15 protein-coding genes and 2 pseudogenes are annotated in these 20559 nt (G+C 41.5%); 15 read left to right on the forward strand and 2 right to left on the reverse strand.

The genetic code is table 11. The annotated features are described in order from the left end of the window. Positions 1-64 precede the first annotated feature (64 nt). From AC1DSK_RS03510 to mutL, 7 genes are all read left to right on the forward strand, one after another. Positions 65-1819 carry a 2-oxoacid:acceptor oxidoreductase subunit alpha gene (locus AC1DSK_RS03510; RefSeq protein WP_477546498.1) on the forward strand — a complete coding sequence of 585 codons (1755 nt, stop codon included), beginning with the start codon at positions 65-67 and terminating at the stop codon, positions 1817-1819. After that, positions 1806-2672, forward strand: coding sequence for a 2-oxoacid:ferredoxin oxidoreductase subunit beta (locus tag AC1DSK_RS03515; protein ID WP_477546497.1), 867 nt, complete (start codon positions 1806-1808; stop codon positions 2670-2672). Before AC1DSK_RS03510 ends, AC1DSK_RS03515 begins: the two co-directional genes overlap by 14 nt. A 147-nt stretch (positions 2673-2819) precedes the next feature. Continuing rightward, positions 2820-4358, forward strand: a complete 1539-nt coding sequence (gene miaB, locus AC1DSK_RS03520) for a tRNA (N6-isopentenyl adenosine(37)-C2)-methylthiotransferase MiaB (RefSeq protein WP_477546496.1) — start codon at positions 2820-2822, stop codon at positions 4356-4358. After that, positions 4355-4789: a YlbF/YmcA family competence regulator gene (locus AC1DSK_RS03525; RefSeq protein WP_477546495.1), complete on the forward strand. Its 435-nt coding sequence runs from the start codon at positions 4355-4357 to the stop codon at positions 4787-4789. The genes miaB and AC1DSK_RS03525 overlap by 4 nt, the downstream gene beginning before the upstream one ends. A 246-nt stretch (positions 4790-5035) precedes the next feature. After that, positions 5036-5578, forward strand: coding sequence for an outer spore coat protein CotE (cotE, locus tag AC1DSK_RS03530; RefSeq protein WP_477546494.1), 543 nt, complete (start codon positions 5036-5038; stop codon positions 5576-5578). Between the two features lie 268 nt (positions 5579-5846). Then, positions 5847-8423: a DNA mismatch repair protein MutS gene (mutS, locus tag AC1DSK_RS03535; protein ID WP_477546493.1), complete on the forward strand. Its 2577-nt coding sequence runs from the start codon at positions 5847-5849 to the stop codon at positions 8421-8423. Positions 8424-8447: 24 nt separating this feature from the next. Further along, a complete protein-coding gene (mutL, locus tag AC1DSK_RS03540; RefSeq protein WP_477546492.1) occupies positions 8448-10241 on the forward strand; it encodes a DNA mismatch repair endonuclease MutL in 1794 nt (597 codons plus the stop codon). A 192-nt stretch (positions 10242-10433) separates the two neighbouring features. Here the strand turns inward: mutL and AC1DSK_RS03545 are convergent, their stop codons facing one another. After that, positions 10434-10712: a hypothetical protein gene (locus AC1DSK_RS03545; RefSeq protein ID WP_477546491.1), complete on the reverse strand. Its 279-nt coding sequence runs from the start codon at positions 10710-10712 to the stop codon at positions 10434-10436. Between the two features lie 865 nt (positions 10713-11577). On the opposite strand from AC1DSK_RS03545, the gene AC1DSK_RS03550 reads away from it, so the two are divergent. The 6 genes and pseudogenes from AC1DSK_RS03550 to AC1DSK_RS03575 all read left to right on the forward strand — a co-directional run bounded on the left by AC1DSK_RS03550 (position 11578) and on the right by AC1DSK_RS03575 (position 14638). Beyond that, the gene (locus tag AC1DSK_RS03550; RefSeq protein ID WP_477546490.1) at positions 11578-11898 is read left to right on the forward strand and encodes a PadR family transcriptional regulator; all 321 of its coding nucleotides are present in this window, start codon (positions 11578-11580) and stop codon (positions 11896-11898) included. A 71-nt stretch (positions 11899-11969) separates the two neighbouring features. After that, positions 11970-12311, forward strand: coding sequence for a DUF1048 domain-containing protein (locus AC1DSK_RS03555; RefSeq protein WP_477546489.1), 342 nt, complete (start codon positions 11970-11972; stop codon positions 12309-12311). A gap of 135 nt (positions 12312-12446) precedes the next feature. Then, positions 12447-12572, forward strand: a pseudogene (locus AC1DSK_RS03560) (PadR family transcriptional regulator); the annotation flags it as partial. Between the two features lie 69 nt (positions 12573-12641). Beyond that, positions 12642-12995, forward strand: coding sequence for a DUF1048 domain-containing protein (locus AC1DSK_RS03565; RefSeq protein ID WP_477546488.1), 354 nt, complete (start codon positions 12642-12644; stop codon positions 12993-12995). Positions 12996-13126: 131 nt separating this feature from the next. Next, entirely contained in the window at positions 13127-13888 is a 762-nt protein-coding gene (locus AC1DSK_RS03570) for an ABC transporter ATP-binding protein (protein ID WP_477546487.1), read from the forward strand. Further along, a complete protein-coding gene (locus AC1DSK_RS03575) occupies positions 13889-14638 on the forward strand; it encodes an ABC transporter permease (RefSeq protein WP_477546486.1) in 750 nt (249 codons plus the stop codon). Between the two features lie 383 nt (positions 14639-15021). Here the strand turns inward: AC1DSK_RS03575 and AC1DSK_RS03580 are convergent. After that, positions 15022-15270, reverse strand: a pseudogene (locus tag AC1DSK_RS03580) (CAP domain-containing protein); the annotation flags it as partial. Here AC1DSK_RS03580 and AC1DSK_RS03585 point away from each other — a divergent pair. Together AC1DSK_RS03585 and AC1DSK_RS03590 are read left to right on the forward strand one after the other, a co-directional pair. Next, on the forward strand, positions 15248-15529 hold the full coding sequence (locus tag AC1DSK_RS03585; RefSeq protein WP_477546659.1) for a YokU family protein: 282 nt from the start codon (positions 15248-15250) through the stop codon (positions 15527-15529). The pseudogene AC1DSK_RS03580 and the gene AC1DSK_RS03585 sit on opposite strands and share 23 nt — an antisense overlap. 506 nt (positions 15530-16035) lie before the next feature. Continuing rightward, the gene (locus tag AC1DSK_RS03590) at positions 16036-20469 is read left to right on the forward strand and encodes a S8 family serine peptidase (RefSeq protein WP_477546485.1); all 4434 of its coding nucleotides are present in this window, start codon (positions 16036-16038) and stop codon (positions 20467-20469) included. Positions 20470-20559 lie beyond the last annotated feature (90 nt).

The raw sequence follows: 20559 nt of genomic DNA on the forward strand, positions 1-20559 counted from the left end.
TAAGTGATAAACTTATGTAGGAAAATAGAGGATAATACCTGATTTATTAAGGAGTTGTTTGCAAATGTTACATCAGCTTTCATGGAAAGTCGGTGGGCAACAAGGGGAAGGAATCGAAAGTACCGGAGAAATTTTCTCAATGGCGATGAATCGCTTAGGGTATTTCTTGTACGGCTATCGTCACTTTTCTTCACGTATTAAAGGTGGACACACGAATAATAAAATCTGTGTACGAACGACAGAAGTTCGCACAATACCAGATGATTTAGATATTTTAGTTGCATTTGACCAAGAAACAATTGATGTAAACTATAAAGAACTGACAGCTTCAAGCGTCATTTTGGCTGATACGAAATTCAATCCCGAACACCCAGAAGATTGTGTTGCGACCATGTACAGCGTTCCGTTTACGGAAATTGCATCTGAACTCGGCACGTCTTTAATGAAAAACATGGTGGCAATTGGTGCTACATCCGCTTTGTTAAATTTGGATAAAACTGTTTTCCAAAGCGTAGTCGATGAAATTTTCGGCCGCAAAGGCGAGGCAATTGTTGAAAAAAACATGCAAGCTATCCAACAAGGTTATGAAGTGATGGCGCAACATTTGGGCGATCGGATTGGTGAGTGGGAACTTGAGCCGGCAGATGGGAAACATCGTTTGTTTATGATTGGAAACGATGCTATCGCTTTAGGTGCACTTGCTGCTGGTGTAAGATTTATGGCAGCCTATCCAATTACTCCTGCATCTGAAATAATGGAATACTTGATTAAGAAATTGCCAAAATTTGGTGGGGCAGTAATTCAAACTGAGGATGAAATTGCCGCAGCAACCATGGCGATTGGCGCAAACTACGGTGGGGTTCGTTCATTTACTGCTTCTGCGGGTCCTGGTTTATCTTTAATGATGGAAGCAATCGGTTTGTCAGGTATGACCGAGCAGCCGCTCGTCATTGTTGATACACAACGTGGTGGCCCATCAACAGGGTTACCGACGAAACAAGAACAATCCGATTTAATGCAGATGATTTATGGTACACACGGGGAGATCCCGAAAGTGGTCATCGCTCCAAGTACGGGCAAAGAAGCATTTTTCGATACAATTGAAGCGTTTAATATTGCGGAAGAATTACAACTGCCGGTTATTATTTTATCCGATTTACAGCTCTCGTTAGGTAAACAAACGGTGGAACCATTTGATTACAGCAAAGTGGCACTTCGCAGAGGCCGTCTACAAGTGGAAGAAGAATTAGTAGCTGCCGAAGATAAATCATACTTTAAACGCTACGAAGTGACGGAAGACGGTGTGTCTCCTCGTGTCATTCCTGGAATGAAAAATGGAATTCACCACGTTACTGGTGTTGAACATGACGAAACTGGCAAGCCTTCTGAATCGGCTGCAAATCGTCAACTGCAAATGGACAAGCGTATGAGAAAAATGGAGCATGTCAATTTCCCGAACCCTGTTCATGTATATGCACCTCATGAAGAAGCGGATGTCCTGTTAGTGGGCTTCAATTCGACTCGAGGAGTACTAGAAGAAGTTCAGGCGAATTTAAATGCACAAGGTATTCGTGCTAATCATGCACATATCCGTTTAATCCAGCCTTTCCCGACTGCACATGTTTCACCACTTATTGAGGCTGCGAAAAAAGTACTGGTCGTTGAAAATAATGCAACTGGTCAACTGGCAAATATTATTAAAATGAATGTTGGCGCACATGACAAGATCGTGAACGTATTAAAATATGATGGAACACCTTTCTTGCCAAGAGAATTAACGAATAGCGTAAAGGAGTTGCTGTCAGATGGTAACATTTAAAGATTTTCGCAATAATGTAAAACCCAACTGGTGTCCAGGCTGTGGCGACTTTTCCGTACAGGCATCTATTCAACGTGCAGCAGCTAATGTAGGGATTGAACCAACAGATTTAGCGGTTATTTCCGGAATTGGTTGCTCAGGTCGAATTTCTGGTTATATACATTCATACGGATTCCACGGGATTCATGGTCGTGCACTTCCGATTGCTCAAGGTTTGAAAATGGCTAATCGTGATTTGAACGTCATTGCTTCAGGTGGAGATGGAGATGGTTTTGCGATCGGGATGGGACATACAATTCACGCGATTCGCCGAAATATCGATATCACATATATCGTCATGGATAATCAGATTTACGGTCTGACAAAAGGGCAAACATCTCCTCGTTCAGCTGCAGGTTTCAAAACGAAATCTACGCCTGGAGGTGCGATTGAACCTTCTCTTGCTCCACTGGAAATGGCTTTAACGTCCGGTGCAACATTTGTAGCACAAGGATTCTCTTCCGATTTAAAAGAATTGACAAGTATCATTGAAGCGGGAATTAACCATAAAGGATTTTCGTTCATCAACGTGTTCAGTCCATGTGTTACTTACAACAAAATAAACACATATGATTGGTTCAAGGAACGTATCACAAAACTTTCAACTGTCGAAGGATACGATTCATCCAACCGTCCACAAGCAATGGCAACGTTAATGGAACATGATAGCCTTGTAACAGGCATCATCTATCAAAACAACGAACAACCTTCTTATCAGGAAATGGTGTCAGGCTACGCTGAAACGCCATTATCAACAGAAGATTTAATGATGAGCCAAAGAGATTTCGATGAACTTGTAAAAGAATTTATGTAAGAATTGAACTGCCGGTGAAAATCGGCAGTTTTTTTGTCGAAACACCGACAATTGCAGCTGACATCTTGTAGGAACACATGCCGTATCAGTATAATAGAGGAATGAAGTTTTCGTCTGATGGGTGTACAGGATGAAAGGAGCAATTTTATGAACGAAGAGCAACGCTTACATAATTCACAAGTAAAAGAAACGAATAAAACTGAAAAAGACTACAGTCAGTATTTCCAATCAGTTTATGTGGCACCATCTTTGAAAGAAGCAAAGAAACGTGGAAAAGAAGAAGTAACTTACCATAAAGATTTTGCGATTCAACCTGAATTTTTGGGAATGGGACAAGGTCGTAAGTTTTTCATTCGGACATTCGGATGTCAAATGAATGAACACGATACAGAAGTAATGGCAGGTATATTCCTGCAATTGGGCTATACGCCAACTCAGAGTGTACAAGAAGCAAATGTCATCTTGCTGAACACATGTGCCATCCGTGAGAATGCCGAGAATAAGGTGTTTGGTGAACTTGGCCACTACAAAAAGATTAAACGTGATAATCCAGATGTGTTGATCGGTGTTTGTGGTTGCATGTCTCAAGAGGAATCAGTTGTCAATAAAATATTAAAAACTTATAATCAAGTCGACATGATTTTCGGTACTCACAATATTCATCGTTTGCCGCACATTTTAAATGAAGCATATCTGTCAAAAGAAATGGTCATTGAGGTGTGGTCAAAAGAAGGAGACGTCATCGAAAGTTTGCCTAAAGTCCGACGTGGCGAAATTAAAGCGTGGGTCAATATTATGTATGGATGCGACAAATTCTGTACGTACTGTATTGTTCCATATACAAGAGGAAAAGAACGGAGCCGCAGACCTGAAGATATCATACAGGAAATCAGACAATTAGCGGCACAAGGATATAAAGAAGTCACTTTACTTGGGCAAAATGTGAATGCATATGGGAAAGATTTCGACGATCTTACATATCGACTGGGTGATCTAATGAATGATCTTCGTCAAATCGATATGCCACGCATTCGTTTTACAACAAGCCATCCACGAGATTTTGACGATCACTTGATTGAAGTGCTCGCGAAGCGTGGAAATCTAGTGGAACATATTCATTTACCTGTCCAATCAGGTTCCTCCAGTATGCTAAAACTAATGGCCCGTAAATATAACCGTGAACAATATTTGGAATTGGTCCGCAAAATTAAAGTCGCGATTCCTGATGCGGCATTGACTACGGATATTATTGTCGGATTCCCAAACGAAACGGACGAGCAGTTTGAGGAAACCATGTCTTTATATGAAGAAGTTGGATTTGAACATGCCTATACGTATATCTATTCACCTCGTGAAGGGACACCGGCTGCCAAAATGGAAGACAATGTTCCGATGGATGTGAAGAAACAACGTTTGCAAAGGTTAAACAATCTTGTCAACAAATTATCAGCAGAGACAATGCAGGCTTATGATGGCCAAATTGTTGAAGTATTGGTTGAAGGTGAAAGTAAGAAAAATTCAGCGGTACTTGCGGGTTATACAAGAACAAGCAAGCTAGTGAATTTTGAAGGTCCGAATGATATTATCGGTAAATTGGTTCACGTGAAGATTACAAATACAAAAACATGGTCTCTAGAAGGCGAATTAATCGAAGTTCTATCAGGCCAAGAAGTGGGTGTCTTATGACAACGAAATATACAAAAGATGATATTATTGCAAAAGCTAAAGAAATCGCAGATATGATTGCACAAACAGAAGAAGTGGATTTCTTCAAACGTGCGGAAGCGCAAATTAATGAAAATCAAAAAATCCGTGAAAAAATTGCGAGTTTGAAGAGTCTTCAAAAACAAGCAGTTAATTTCCAACATTACGGTAAAGAAAAAGCATTAACATTAATTGAAGGTAAAATCGAGAAAATCGAAGAAGAAATTGATGAAATCCCAATTGTTCAAGAATTCAAGCAATCACAAGGGGATGTAAATGATTTACTTCAATTAGTGGCAAATACTATTGCCAACAATGTAACAAACCAAATCATCGAATCAACGGAAGGCGATTTACTTCGCGGAGAAACAGGTTCAAGAGTACACAATACTAAACCAGGCAGCTGCTCATAAAAAGCAAATAAACTGTTCCTTCTATATAAGAGGGAGCAGTTTTTCTTTTCCATCGATGGTTTCAATCATTATTTAATCATCCTTTCATAATGTCTAGTTCCAAGCGAAGCGCCAGCACGCTCCTAAGCTTCAAGCCTTCAAGCAGAAACAAGCGGTATCGAGAAAATTGGCGCTTTCCACAATTCCTATCACCTAATGGGCACAGCCTGCATATGATGAAAAGGAATCGAACGAAGGAGGATGGCTTTGAAATATACCCGTCAAATCGTGACGAAAGCAGTCGTGGCGAAAGGTAAAAAGAGAGCAGAAGCTAGTGAAACGTTACGTCCACCAAATAACCCTTCTAGCATTTTAGGGTGTTGGGTTATTAATCACACTCACCAGGCGAAGAAACAGGGTAAATTTGTGGAAGTGTCTGGAAAGTACGACATCAATGTGTGGTATGCACATCACGAACATTCTAAAACCTCTGTATTTTCAGAAACAGTTCCATACAGAGAGCGTATTAAACTTCATTATCGTGAAGATGATTCACAAGGTGTTGAGGACGTACATGTACGTGTCATACAACAACCGAATTGCACGGAAGCCATCATTACACCGGATGGCGAGCAATTTAAAGTAACAGTAGAAAGAGAATTGCATGCAGAAGTTGTTGGTGAAACAACTGTTGTTATTCAAGTTCAACCAGGCGATTACGAGGAAGAATGGTCATATAAAGACGAAAGTTCATCGTCATCTTCAACTTCAACATTTAGTGATGCTAAAGAGTCCTCATCATTCTCTTAAGCCGGGGCACGAAATCCGGCTTTTTTTTATGACCTTTTGGACTTCATCTACTTTCCGTTGAACATAAGAAATAAAACATTAGCGAGGTGACGCAGTCACTTCGCTATTAATTTTAAATTCACAACTTGATTGCACTTTTTAGAGATTGCCGATAATTTTTTCTTCACTTTATACATATGCACGTTCCTTTGTAAGATCATGGTTGTTTAACCACTGTGAAAGTTAAGTTATAATGAAAGAATCGCTAGTATTTGAAAGAGGTTTTGACATGAACACCTATACACCTATGATTCAACAATACTTACAAGTTAAATCCGAATATACAGACGCCTTTTTGTTTTTCCGATTAGGCGATTTTTATGAATTATTTTTCGATGATGCCATCAATGCATCACAAATACTTGAAATCACTCTGACGAGTCGTGATGGAGGAAGTAAAGACCGCATTCCTATGTGTGGCGTGCCACATCACGCAGCGCAAAATTATATAGAAACACTCATTCAAAAAGGGCACCGCGTGGCAATTTGTGAGCAAACGGAAGATCCTAAACAAGCCAAAGGAGTCGTAAAGCGTGAAGTTGTTCGTTTAATTACACCTGGTACGATTATTGAAGGTAAAAATATGGATGGCAAAAGCAATCATTTTATCGCTTCGGCAGAAGAACTGGATGAAAATCGCTTTGCTTATGCTTATTTGGATTTATCGACAGGCGAAGGTACTAGCGCGATACTAACAGGCACTGAAAAGAATTTAATACAAGAGTTGCAAACGTTATCCATCCGGGAACTCGTTGTACCCGAGCAACTGTTTGTGCTTTTGTCAGATTTGGCTGACGTGCATTCCATTTTATTATCCATCGAAGAGACCCAACTCGAAGCACAAGCTGATGAATCCTTTACGGAACATAATCCAATCGAGGTGCGTGGAGCTTGTCGACGATTGGTGAACTATTTACACCGCACACAAAAACGTTCACTTGAGCATATTCAAGCATTCCAATTCCAGGAACGCGAGGAGCTTTTGACGATAGATTTTCATTCCAAACGCAATTTAGAGCTGGTTCAATCCATTCGTGGTGGCGATCAAAAAGGTTCACTATATTGGTTGCTCGATGAAACAATGACCGCTATGGGTGGACGCAAATTAAAGCAGTGGTTGCACCAACCTTTAGCAAATCGTATGAAAATCGAAGAACGCTTGGATATCGTCACTGAAATGCTTGAAGCCTATTTCTCCCGAGCGGATATTCGAGAAAGCTTAAAAGAAGTATATGATCTGGAACGTTTGATTGGTCGCATTTCTTTTGGCACTGCTAGTGGCCGGGACTTAAGTCAATTAAGACAATCGATTCTTCAAATTCCATTGATTAAAACCCAATTGATTGAAAGTGGTAAACCTGCGCTTAAAAAAGCGGCTGATCAGTTAGATGAGTGTGGAGAGCTTCTGAGTTTGCTGCAAGAAGCAATCGCTGATCATCCACCTCTTTCTGTTAAAGAAGGGGATATCATCCGTGACGGTTTTCACGAACGCTTGGATGAGCTCCGCTATGCGAAGAAGAACGGCAAAGACTGGATTGCTGCTCTCGAGTTGAAGGAACGGGAACGGACTGGTATCAAAGGGCTTAAAATAGGCTATAACCGTATCTTTGGGTATTTCATTGAAATCACGAAATCAAATATTCATTTGGCTGATATGGCACGCTACGAAAGAAAACAAACGTTAGCTAATGCGGAACGATATATTACAGATGAACTGAAAGAAAAAGAGTCTTTGATTTTAACAGCAGAAGAAGAAAGTTTAGCATTGGAGTATTCTCTTTTCGTCGACATACGTGAACAAGTGAAACAATACATTCCACAAGTTCAGCAACTGGCAGCCAAGGTAAGTGAACTCGATGTATTTACGAGTTTTGCTGAAGTGTCTGACCAATATCGACTGACTAAACCGAAGTTTCATGACGGTTTGGAACTGAATATCGTCAACGGACGTCATCCTGTAGTTGAAAAAATGATGAACAAACAGCATTATGTACCGAATGATTGTGCCCTGACATCCGAAGAGAATATGTTGCTCATTACTGGGCCCAATATGTCGGGTAAAAGTACATTCATGCGACAAGTGGCTATTACGGTCATTATGGGGCAAATGGGTTGCTACGTGCCGGCAGAACAAGCCTTGCTGCCAGTGACCGATCAAATATTTACGCGTATTGGTGCAGCAGATGATTTAGCAGCTGGTCAAAGTACCTTCATGGTCGAAATGTTAGAATCCACATACGCAATAACACATGCGACTGAACGCAGCCTCTTGCTGTTCGATGAAATTGGTAGGGGTACGTCCACTTACGATGGGATGGCTCTCGCTCAAGCAATGATGGAATACATTCATCATGAAATTCGTGCAAATACCTTATTTTCAACACACTACCATGAATTGACGCAGCTCGAAAAACAGCTGGATAAATTACGCAATGTTCATGTAGCTGCGGTCGAGCAGAGTGGCAAAGTGGTCTTTTTACACAAGGTGAAAAATGGTCCAGCAGATAAGAGTTACGGGATCCATGTGGCGGAACTGGCTCAGTTACCTGAACCGATTCTTGCTAGGGCAAGAGACATTCTTCAAGAGCTCGAAACTGGTAAGGAACATAATCTTAAAGATACACAGTCTTCTGTAAATGAACAATTAACATTCTTCCAAGAAACGAAGAAAGATGCTGAGAATATTTCAAAAGAACCTCAGCAAGAGGATGTCCTGACAACCATAAGAGATTTGGATATTTCCGGAACAACACCGATGAAGGCACTTCAGTTCTTATATGAATTGCAACAAAAAATCGGTAAATAAACGATTCAGAAAGGAGCGGACCCTATGGGACAAATACGATTAATGGACGAACCTTTATCAAATAAAATCGCTGCGGGAGAAGTGGTGGAACGACCTGCTTCCGTCGTGAAAGAACTCGTTGAGAACGCAATTGATGCTGGCAGCACTTCCATTGATGTGTATTTGGAAGAAGCGGGACTGCAGACCATTCAAATAACGGATAACGGAAGCGGGATGGATGGAGAGGATGCACTTCTTTCATTCTCACGACATGCGACGAGCAAAATCTCAAATGAACATGACCTGTTCCGAATTCGAACACTCGGATTCCGTGGAGAAGCACTGGCCAGTATTTCATCGGTATCCAAAGTGTCTTTATGGACTTCAGACGGTGTTTCCACTGGGACAAGCATCGAGATAGAAGGGGGTCACTTAAAAAAACACCAGGCAGGCGCACTTCGTAAAGGTACAGATATTAAAGTGTCGCAGTTGTTTTTTAATACTCCGGCCCGTTTGAAATATATGAAAACAATCCAGACGGAACTGGGGCATATCATTGATTTGCTTAATCGACTTGCACTATGTTATCCGTCTATCGCTTTTAAACTGACACATGGAGAACAAGTGCTTCTTCATACAAATGGTCGGGGTGATTTGCAACAAGTCGTTGCAGCTATTTATGGCATGGCCATCGCTAAAAAAATGATTCCTTTTGAAGGGGAATCAGCAGATTACCGAATCCATGGCTATGCTTCATTACCGGAAATCACACGCGCGTCGAAAAATTACCTGACTCTATTTGTCAATGGACGATGGGTAAAACATTATAGTGTCCAACAATCAATCGTCAATGCCTACCACACGTTTTTACCGATTGAACGGTTTCCACTGGTTATCCTTCATATAGAAGGCGATCCATATTTAACAGATGTTAACGTTCATCCTTCGAAACAACAAATTCGTTTGAGCAAAGAAAAAGAGTTGCAACAGTTAGTCGAAGAAACGATTCGGAAGAGTTTGAGATCCGTTATGCGGGCACCTGAAATTGCGGAAAAACCGAAAAAGATGGTTGCGCCAAGCGAACAAATGGATTTGTGGAAATCAAGACCAACACCAACAACGTCTGCTCCATTCCAACCGATGCAGACTTTCAATAAAAGTCCAGAATCGTTAATGGTGAAAGAACCATCGGAACCAGTACAATCATCATCAGAGTCATCGATTAATTATCTTGAGCCAGTATCACACAAGGAACCTTTTCCAGAGCTTGATATCGTCGGACAAATCCACGGAACATATATAGTCGCCCAAAGCGCTGATGGTTTTTACTTAATCGATCAACATGCGGCACAGGAACGGATTAAATATGAATTTTTCCGTGAGAAGGTAGGCGATGTGCAGGCGAATGAAAGACAATCTCTGCTCATCCCTCTGTCCATGCATTATTCTGCTGACGAAGCACTTCGATTAAAAGAATCGGCAAATGAACTTGAAGAAGTTGGGATTTTTCTCGAAGAGTTCGGCCCGACAACGTTTATTGTGCGGGAGTACCCCGTATGGTTTCCGAAAGGGTTCGAAGAAGAGATTGTAAAAGAACTCGTTGAACAAGTACTGACAACCCGTAAAACAGACATCAAGAAATTACGCGAAGATGCAGCCATTATGATGAGTTGCAAACGTTCCATTAAAGCCAATCACTATTTGACGAGAGAAGATATGGTTAAACTGATGGAAGATCTTAAACAAGCCGAGCATCCATTTACATGTCCGCACGGCCGCCCTGTAATTGTTCATTTCTCTACGTACGAAATTGAAAAAATGTTCAAACGCGTTATGTAGTGATATTGATCGATTTACTAATGATGTTGTTTAAAGGAACACTAAATAATGACATAGAAGAATCAGAAAGCGACCGAATTTACATATTCGGTCGCTTTTTAAATGAGAATATTAAAGGAAAAAGGTTTATTTATCGTTAATTAATAATAGGTTTACACCACGACAAATTTTTGGAGTATTACTACCTCAAGGCTACTCTTTCTTTGTTGTGTATAGGATGGATGTGTTTTTACCTCTTAACGCTCGGGTACCTATTTCTGCAAATTCACTAGCGAGTTCTGCTCTAATACGATCTGGTGCAATTTTTTGATGAGTGGATGTGTTTAGAACTTTCAACGCTTTGGAACCTATTTCTGCAAATTCACTAGCTGTTTCTTCTTTTACAAGACCTTGTGGGATTTTTAAGCTTTTTGGCGTTTGAGGTAAACTGTTTTTGTTATTACTTGTAGCTTTATTATCATCTCTGCCCACATTACATCATCCTTTCTTAATATAGTTTCGTATTAGTTTGTCTTTCGAAGTCATATTCATGTAAACGAATTTTAAAAATTATTTTCCGGTTTTTTTACACTTGTAAAAAACATGTTAAAAAGGGCAAGTTTGGAAAAAATAGATGATTCAGAGTCCTTTTGGAAAAGTGTAAAACATTACACCGAATAAATAATTATTATGTGGAATCAAACGGGTGCTTTAGTTAAAGATAATTGGGTTGCAATGAAAAGCTCTTCTTTCTTATTCAACTAACGAGGCAGGTTAGTTGAATAAGAACCTTAAATTTTTGAATAATATTTATAAATTCACCTAAAGGTGAGAGCACATGATCAAACTTTTTTCAAAATGGCTTCTTTATGTCTGTCGTGAAATATGGGTTTGCGAAGTGTTTTTGATCAAACTTTTTTAAAAAGCTACATTTCGAAGCCATTTTAAATACAAAGTCACCATTTCTCTTTTCAATCGTGAGAATGTAGACGACTCTGAGAACTTGCACAACGTCATTGGTTACACTTTAGTTATTACGCTTAAAATAAAGAAAATCGGCTGTATCCAATGGGGATAGCTGGTTTTATAAATATTTAGAAAATCCGTTTGACAGTCCATCTACTACGTGTTACGATATACCTGTAGTAGGTCACACTGGATACCGACATCACTGAATAGTGAGGTTGCAAAAATATTATGAAGGAAAATAGTTGACACCTCTGCTACTCGGTGTTACGATATACATGTAATAAGCAATACTGAATAGCATGATTTCCCAAAAGCTATTCAGTAAAAATTTTCCTTAGTACTAAGTTATACTGAATATAAGTCAGACAAAATAGAGGAGGATCTGAACATGGAAAATTTAACTGAAATGCTGAAGGGTTCGCTGGAAGGCTGCGTGCTGGAAATCATCAGCCGCCATGAAACCTATGGTTACGAGATTACCCGCCGCCTGAACGAGCTTGGGTTTACTGAAGTCGTGGAAGGGACGGTCTACACCATCCTCGTGCGATTAGAAAAGAAAAAACTGGTGTGCATAGAAAAGAAACCGTCAGATATGGGACCGCCCCGCAAGTTTTACTCACTTAATGAGTCTGGCCGCCAGGAACTTGAATTGTTTTGGAAAAAATGGGATTTTGTATCATCAAAAATCAACGTCTTAAAGTCAATCTAGCTTCATAAGATATTCCTTACGATTTTTTTGGAGTATCTTGTTCAGCTTTATAAAAAAGGAGGAAAAATAACATGACGGAAATGTTCAAAAAAATGATTGGTGATAAAAAAGAATACAAGATGATGATGGCACGGGCTGAAGCCCTGCCAGAGGACTACCAGTTTGTATTTAAGAAAATTCAAAACTACATGTGGAATTTCTCAGCGGGCAACGGGATGGATATGCTGCACATGCAGTATGAATTAATCGAGTTGTTCGAAGCCGGTGCGGCGGAAGGCAGACAAGTGCTGGAAATCACTGGGGACGACGTGGCGTCTTTTGCCGACGAACTAGTGGCAAACGCTAAAACCTATGTCGCCAAGTATCGTGAAGATTTGAATCAGAGTATCATGAAGCGATTGGGAAAAAAATAAATTCAATAGATAATACCGACTGAATAGCTGGTTACAAATGTGAATTACCAGCTTCGCTATTCAGTTATATTTTCACTCGGTAATAAGTTATACAGATTATCAGTCAGACTAAATAGGAGAGTATAGGCAATCTAGCCGTCAGATATGGGGTCGCCCTGCAAGCTTTACTCACTTAATGAGTCTGGCCGCTAGGAACTTGAATTGTTTTGGAAAAAATGGGATTTTGTATCATCAAAAATCAACGTCTTAAAGTCAATCTAGCTTCATAAGATATTCCGTACAATATTTTGGAGTGTCTTATTCAGTTAAGAAAAAAGGAGGAAAAATAACATGATGGAAATGTTCAAAAAAATGATTGGTGATAAAAAAGAATACAAGATGATGATGGCACGGGTTGAAGCCCTGCCGGAGGACTACCAGTTTATATTTAAGAAAATTCAAAACTACATGTGGAATTTCTCAGCGGGCAACGGGATGGATATGCTGCACATACAGTATGAATTAATCGAGTTGTTCGAAGCCGGTGCGGCGGAAGGCAGACAAGTGCTGGAGATCACTGGGGACGACGTGGCGTCCTTTGCCGACGAACTAGTGGCAAACGCTAAAACCTATGTCGCCAAGTATCGTGAAGATTTGAATCAGAGTATCATGAAGCGATTGGGAAAAAATAAATTCAATAGATAATACCGACTGAATAGCTGGTTACAAATGTGAATTACCACCTTCGCTATTCAGTTATATTTTCACTTAGTAATAAGTTATACAGATTATCAGTCAGACTAAATAGAAGAGAATTTTATAAGGAGGAAAAAAGTATGAGCATTGCAGCGATTTCTGTAAAAGGGTTAAAAAAATCCTTTAAAGACAAGGAAGTCTTAAAGGGGGTGGACTTTGAGGTACGGCGTGGCGAAATTTTCGCACTGCTGGGCTCAAATGGAGCGGGCAAGACGACGATAGTCAACATCCTCTCGACACTGATGAAGGCCGATGGCGGCGAAGTAGGTATTTGCGGCTTTGACGTCCAGCGTCAACCGGATCATGTTCGCCAGAGCATCAGCCTGACAGGGCAGTTCGCAGCTTTAGACGGCATGCTCACCGGGCGGGAAAACCTGATGATGATCGCCAAATTGCGGGGAGTTTCCAATCCCGCTCAAGTCGCCGACAATCTGCTAGCAAGATTCAGCCTGACCGATGCGGCCAACCGCCGGGCGGACAAATATTCCGGCGGGATGAAGCGCCGGCTTGACATCGCCATGAGCCTGATCGGGACGCCAGCAGTCATTTTTCTCGACGAACCGACGACAGGGCTTGACCCCGAAGCGCGGATTGAAGTTTGGGATACCGTCAAGGAGCTTGCCGGCGGCGGCACGACCATCTTGCTGACGACCCAGTACCTGGAGGAAGCCGAACAATTGGCGGACCGTATCGCCATCCTGCATGACGGAAAAATCATCACGACCGGTACCCTTACCGAACTCAAGGAGATGTTCCCGCCAGCGAAAGTGGAGTACATCGAGAAGCAGCCGACATTGGAAGAAATTTTCCTCGCGATCATCGGCAAAAAGGAGGAGATGTAAATGAAAAGCAAAACAGGGGTATTACTAGGGCGTTTAATGCGCAACATCATGCGCAGCCCGGATACGATTATCACGGTGGCGATTACGCCGATTATGATGCTGCTGCTGTTTGTCTACGTATTTGGCGGCGCCATAGAGACAGGCACGGACAACTACGTCAATTATTTATTGCCGGGAATCTTGCTGATGGCTATCGCATCCGGCGTCGCTTACACTTCGGTACGGCTATTTACGGACGTAAAGAGCGGGCTGATGGCGCGTTTCATTACCATGCCCATCAAGCGCTCGTCGGTATTGTGGGCTCACGTGTTGACCTCGCTTGTTTCCAATGCGCTTACTATCGTGGTGGTTATCCTCGTCGCGCTCTTGATGGGCTTCCGTTCCAGCGCTGATATCCTGGATTGGCTCGCGGTAGCTGGGATACTCGGGCTGTTTACGCTGGCGCTGACATGGCTGGCGGTCATTCCCGGATTGACAGCGGGGTCTATGGAAGGGGCGACAGCCTACTCGTACCCGCTGATTTTCCTGCCGTTTATCAGTTCGGCCTTTGTCCCCACCGAAACCATGCCTAAAATTGTCCGTGCGTTCGCTGAGAACCAGCCCGTGACTTCAATCGTAAATGCGATTCGTGCCCTCTTGTATGAAGGGTCTGTTGGCAACGATATCTGGATCGCGCTTGCCTGGTGCGTCGGCATCATGGTCATCGCTTACTTCTTCGCCATTAAAGTATTTAAACGCCAGTTAGGGTAAGTACTTTTGTTCCAAAATCAGATATTGAATAAGTAAGTTTTAGTATCATATAAAAAAGATCGGGATAATCCGGTCTTTTTTTGTGTTTCAAAAAGAAGATAATAAACACGGGTGTTTCAGGATGGAAGTCAGTTCTTTTCAAGTATAACTGTTCGCAAAAGTACACTTTTACGAACTGCTTTGAATTGCTCCTATATAGTCATTTCATAGTTCGCAATACTATAATCCCTTTTAATGAACGTTCACTTTTTAACGCCACTTTTACGAACTCTTATAAGCAATAAGAAAACGCTACCCTCAAAGGATAAAATTATTTAAAATGTTTTGACAATATAATAAGGCAGATAAAAAAAGAAGCATGGAATAAACCACACTTCTTTCTCTTATTTTCCTATAAATTGTTGAGTCCAATAGTTTCCACTCGCTACATGGCCAACTCCGATATGCGTAAAATTTTTACTCAAGATGTTAGCTTTATGACCAGGAGAATTCATCCAAGCTTTCATGACTGCTGCAGGGGTTGTTTGACATTGAGCAATATTTTCGCCAGCTGATTTATGAGTAACTCCAATCATATCGAAAGGTGATCCATAAGTTCCGTCATGAAACATTCTATTAAGGTTTTTCATATCTGCGATTCAAGTTGAAGAGGATTATGATGATGTTTATTGGGAACTTCCAGACGGATCGAGAGCCATGCAAATAGAGAGAACACCTTCTGTCAAATGCGTGGATTGTGAAATGAGCTACCAAAGTGAACAAATCACGAAAGAAATTGAAGACCAATTATTCCTAATTGATACGAAGAAAATTGGGAAAAAGATTTCATTTGAAGATTTAATGAGCTTGCCAAAATTATTAAAGCGAAATTACTTTGATTTTTCTAATTAACATGTGGGTGAACCACTATATACAGAGCCTTGGTAAACAATATGTTATCAAGGTTTTTTTATTTGTCTGGAATATCAACAAATAGAACTTTTTTCCTGTTTTAATATATTATTGTTAAATGTATTTCTAAAAAATTACGAGAAATTTCTATATTCCCCCAAATTTTAAAACTAAGCTCATTAAAAAAACTTAAATTTCAGACAATATTCACAACATTCTTCTACAAAATAACTGAAAATTCTTTTGAAATAAGGACTTAAATAACATTTTTTATTATTGAATCTTCAAAAAATATATTAATAGTTTCAAGTGAAATCCCCCAATTTACTATTTTTTAAGGCGGATGTACACTTCGAATTGTATTCATTATCATGCAAGGGGGGGAAAAGAGAGCAAAGGAAAAAGATCAAATTTATCCATAGAAAGTCGGTGGTCATCTACAACAATAAAAAATATCCTTGTAACGCAAGTCTTAATGTAAGCGATTTCAGAGAGGAGTCGAATTGATGAAAAGGAACAGACATGACCGCGTCGCATTTAGTTTTATTTTATGTGCATTATTGTTGCTCACTACCTTTCTACCTCAACTCACATTTGCTAATTCCAACTCCAAAGCAAGTATTTCTATGCTTGAAAGTTCTGATGTAGCATCTAAAAACATGAAAGCAAAGGTAGATAAAAAACTGAATGATCAGTTTAGTAAGAATGAAACGGTTACTTTTTTATTGAAATTTAAAGATCAAGTGGATACAAAAGAAGTTGCCATTGAAACAGCTAAAAAAGCTAAAGCTCAAAAACAAACGGCTGCCAAAACCGAATTGATGAAACGCTCTGCTGTCGTTTCTTCTCTTCGCGCTAAAGCTAGCGAAACTCAATACTCGATCAAGACCTATCTGGATCAAGAAAAAAAGAAGGGAAATGTCAAAGAGTTTCAATCCTTCTATATCGTCAATGCCATGGCGGTAACAGGAACCAAAGAAGTGATGGAGAAGCTTGCTGCCTTCCCTGAAGTCGAAAAAATCCTTCCAAACGAAACGGTACAGCTGACCTCAAATGAAGGCAGTGAAACATCCAACCAACCAACAGTTGATATCCAACCAAAAGCTGATATCCAACCAAAAGCTGATATCCAACCAACAGCTGATACCCAAGCAGACACCACTTCAATCGAATGGAATATTGCAAAAATCGACGCACCACAAGCCTGGAATATGGGCTTTGATGGTACGGGAACTGTAGTCGCTAGTATCGATACAGGAGTCCAGTGGAATCACCCTACTTTAAAAGAAAAGTATCGGGGTTACAACCCAGCCAATCCAGATCAACCTGACAATACCTTCAACTGGTTTGATGCTGTTAATGGGAAGTCGGCTCCATATGATGACGGTTCACAAGGTACCCACGTCACAGGAATCATGGTAGGTTCTGAACCTAATGGTTCAAATCAAATTGGGGTTGCTCCAGGTGCAAAATGGATCTCTGTGAAAGCCTTTAACGGTAGTTTAGGTTCAACCGGAACCCAAGTCAATCTACTGGAAGCTGGAGAATGGATTCTAGCTCCAAAAGATGCCCAAGGCAACCCACATCCAGAAAAAGCACCAGACGTAGTGAACAACTCCTGGGGGAAGTATCTAGCAGAAATCGATGAATGGTTCCGTCCAATGGTGCAAAACTGGCGTGCAGCTGAGATTTTCCCTGTGTTCTCTGCTGGAAATGGAGCAGGTTTGAGTGGGGGACGCATCTGGAACCCAGCCAACTATCCAGAATCGTTCACTGTTGGCTATACGGATAGTAATAATAAGCGTGGTGTTTCCTCCCCACGTGGTCCTTCGCCATATGGAGAAATGAAGCCAGATATTTCCGCTCCAGGTGTGAACGTCCGCTCTTCCTGGCCAGGTAGCAGCTATCAAGGAGTGACTGCGACTAGTCCGGGTGGAGCACACATTTCTGGAGTCGTTGCCTTGATGAAGCAGGCGAATCCATCTCTTACTGTTGATAAAATTGAACAAATTTTACATGATACGGCAATGCCATTAACTGATTCCGAATTTCCAACTTCACCAAACAATGGTTATGGTTATGGTCTAGTAAACGCCTATAACGCAGTCTCCTCCATTGTCAGTGGAATAGGCCGAGTTCAGGGCCAAGTGGTTCGGGAAGGTCAAGATACTGAGGATCCAACTTATCAGCATACCGCTCCATCTGAAACATATTCGAATATGACATTACCTCTTACTGTTCAAGTACAAGACAATGTCAGTTTAAGAAGTGTAGAGCTACAATACCGTGCAAGCGAAACTGCCGAATGGCAAACCGTAGCGGCAACTCGTACCGCAGGTGACTATAAGAGCGGAACGTACCAAGCCGTGATTCCGGCTGATGCCGTACAGGTCCCAACCCTTACCTATCATTGGCGCATCACGGACCATGGGCAACACGTGGTTACTTCTGACAATTACGCAGTACCAGTCAAATCTGGAATCAGCACCGGGTACCATCAAGATTTCGAATCTCAACCAATTGGTTGGATCTCCTACGGTACCAAAAACACTTGGGAGTGGGGAGTGCCTGCCTTTGACAATGGACCGGAAAAGGCCGCTTCTGGTGAAAAAGTGTACGGATCCAATTTAGATGGTAACTATAACAACGATGCCAATATGAGCTTGATGATGCCTCCAATCGTCCTGCCTGAAGGTAACACCTATCTGCAGTTTAAAGACTGGTATCAAATTGAAAGCGGCTACGATTATGGTTATGTGCTTGTGTCGACAGACAAACAAAACTGGCAACAGCTGTCGAGCTTCACTGGTAACTCTCTGACATGGACGGAGCGCCAAATCGATCTATCCGCCTATGCTGGTCAACAAATCTATGTCGCCTTTAACATCACCACAGACCAGATTGGCGAGAGAGCGGGTTGGTATATCGATGATGTCGCCTTAAGCAATGCACCACTTACCACGGCCAATGTAGAACTAGAAGATGTACAAAAACAAAAACTGTTAGCTAAACAACTGGAAAATGAGCCACAAACCAATAAAAAAGCAGTCAACCCGGATACCATCCAACCAACCAAAATACAAAACGTGATGGCACCTACCGCCACGATCACGCCGACAGCAGTCCAACCCATGTCCCTGCCACTTGGAGCTACAGTGAGCGTGCTCGAATCAGGACGTTCTGTTACCACCAACCCAATTGATGGTAGCTATGGTATGACTCATCCTGCTGGTGAGTTCACCTTACGTGCTGAAACATATGGATATGAATCTGCAGATCAACGAGTGAAGATTCCTAAAAATGGTACAGTAGAAGCCAACTTTATCTTAAACCCGATCCCAAAAGGAACGGTTAGCGGAACTGTCACAAACAAGCAAACAGGTCAGCCACTAGCTAACGCAACACTCTCACTGATCGAAGACGCGCTCATTCAACCTGTACAAACAGATGAAAACGGACACTTCTCTATGACTGCGTATGAAGGAACCTATACCTTACATGTATCTGAGCCTTTCTATTACAGCCAAGATATCGCGATCACCATCCCAGCAAATGGAAATATCGAAAAAAATGTTCCGTTACAACCATTTATCGGCTATCCCGGTGATATCGGCTATGATGATGGGACAGCGGAAAACGCTCGCACTTTCGTTGCTCCTAATGCAGAAGACAACGTTGCGGCTGTAAAAATGTCTCTACCTAAAGGCCAAAATAGCGCCTACGTCACCGCTGGTCTCTTCCGCTTCTGGGATGAAAGTTGGCCGGATCCAGGTGGAACAGCCTTTAAGGTTGCCATCTATGATGCCAGTGGACCGAATGGTGCTCCTGGTAGGAAATTGGCGGGTCCATTGGATGCGACTGCTCTGCGTAATGGAGAATGGACGGTTGTCGATCTGGCAAACGAAAGAGTTGAAGTAAACGGCGACTTCTATATGGTCTATATCCAAGTAGGCGTCACCCCGAAAACACCCGGACTTGCTATTGATCAAAGCAGTCCAAGCGCGGGTCGCAGCTGGCAAAAGGTGAATGGACCATGGGGTACAACGAGCGGAAACTTTATGATTCGAGCACGGATAAACTTTGAAGCGATGACTCCAGTGATCACAACGCCTAAAGATGCAGCACACACCAATCAATCTACTTTCACAGTAGAAGGGAAAGCTTCACCAACTACTCAAGTTCATCTTTTCAATAAAGGCGAAGAAGTAGCTACTACAACAGCTAGAAAGGATGGTACCTTCTCTGTAGATGTTACCCTTCAAGATGGCGAAAATGTGCTGACAGCTACCTCTTCTACTGATCAAGTCGCAGGTAGTACAGATCCGTCCGAGCCAGTGAAGATCATCCTTGACCAAGCAAAACCAGAACTAACCATCACCAACCCTGCTGAAGGTTTCAAGACAAATCAGAAAGCGGTTACGATCGAAGGAAAAGTGACCGATCCATATCTAGCAGAAGTCACTATAAATGGTCAAAATGTGAATGTCACAGAAGATGGCTCCTACTCCCTAAGCGTACTACTCAATAATGGAGAAAATAAATTTACTGTCACTGCAAAGGACCGTGGTGGAAACGAAACTAGCAAGGAAGTCACTGTTTACGCCAAGTTTAATCCACCTGCGATCGAAAACTTAAAACCAGCTCAAAATGTGGTGATAAAAACGGGTAAAACGTTGACCGTCGAACTAGATAGTGAGCCAGGATTTAATGGCTTCTTCTTGGTCCGATTACCTTCAACCTATGCAACCGCAACGGTAGCCGCAACTTCTGTTGAAATACCATTAACAGAACAAGGAGAAGGTCACTATGTTGGTACCTGGACGGCTCCAAAAGACAAGATCAACGGTGCTGTGATCGAAGTGGTGATGAGAGATGATTATGGAAACGAATCTCGTCAAACAGCCGCTGGTAAAGTGTATGTCAACGTAAAACCTAACTAAATCATAGATTGATAGATTGAATGAAGACAATAGAATCATCTTTCACTTACCCTTTAAGCGAAAGGTGAAAGATGATTCTAAAATGAAGTC

It is taken from the genome of Paenisporosarcina sp. P4_B8 (assembly GCF_056402175.1).

What these genes read in the sequence shown, in the direction of transcription:
- AC1DSK_RS03510 (WP_477546498.1), top strand. Translation starts at nt 65, where the DNA reads ATGTTACATCAGCTTTCATGGAAAGTCGGTGGGCAACAAGGGGAAGGA.
- AC1DSK_RS03515 (WP_477546497.1), top strand. Translation starts at nt 1,806, where the DNA reads ATGGTAACATTTAAAGATTTTCGCAATAATGTAAAACCCAACTGGTGT.
- miaB (WP_477546496.1), top strand. Translation starts at nt 2,820, where the DNA reads ATGAACGAAGAGCAACGCTTACATAATTCACAAGTAAAAGAAACGAAT.
- AC1DSK_RS03525 (WP_477546495.1), top strand. Translation starts at nt 4,355, where the DNA reads ATGACAACGAAATATACAAAAGATGATATTATTGCAAAAGCTAAAGAA.
- mutS (WP_477546493.1), top strand. Translation starts at nt 5,847, where the DNA reads ATGAACACCTATACACCTATGATTCAACAATACTTACAAGTTAAATCC.
- mutL (WP_477546492.1), top strand. Translation starts at nt 8,448, where the DNA reads ATGGGACAAATACGATTAATGGACGAACCTTTATCAAATAAAATCGCT.
- AC1DSK_RS03550 (WP_477546490.1), top strand. Translation starts at nt 11,578, where the DNA reads ATGGAAAATTTAACTGAAATGCTGAAGGGTTCGCTGGAAGGCTGCGTG.
- AC1DSK_RS03555 (WP_477546489.1), top strand. Translation starts at nt 11,970, where the DNA reads ATGACGGAAATGTTCAAAAAAATGATTGGTGATAAAAAAGAATACAAG.
- AC1DSK_RS03565 (WP_477546488.1), top strand. Translation starts at nt 12,642, where the DNA reads ATGATGGAAATGTTCAAAAAAATGATTGGTGATAAAAAAGAATACAAG.
- AC1DSK_RS03570 (WP_477546487.1), top strand. Translation starts at nt 13,127, where the DNA reads ATGAGCATTGCAGCGATTTCTGTAAAAGGGTTAAAAAAATCCTTTAAA.
- AC1DSK_RS03575 (WP_477546486.1), top strand. Translation starts at nt 13,889, where the DNA reads ATGAAAAGCAAAACAGGGGTATTACTAGGGCGTTTAATGCGCAACATC.
- AC1DSK_RS03590 (WP_477546485.1), top strand. Translation starts at nt 16,036, where the DNA reads ATGAAAAGGAACAGACATGACCGCGTCGCATTTAGTTTTATTTTATGT.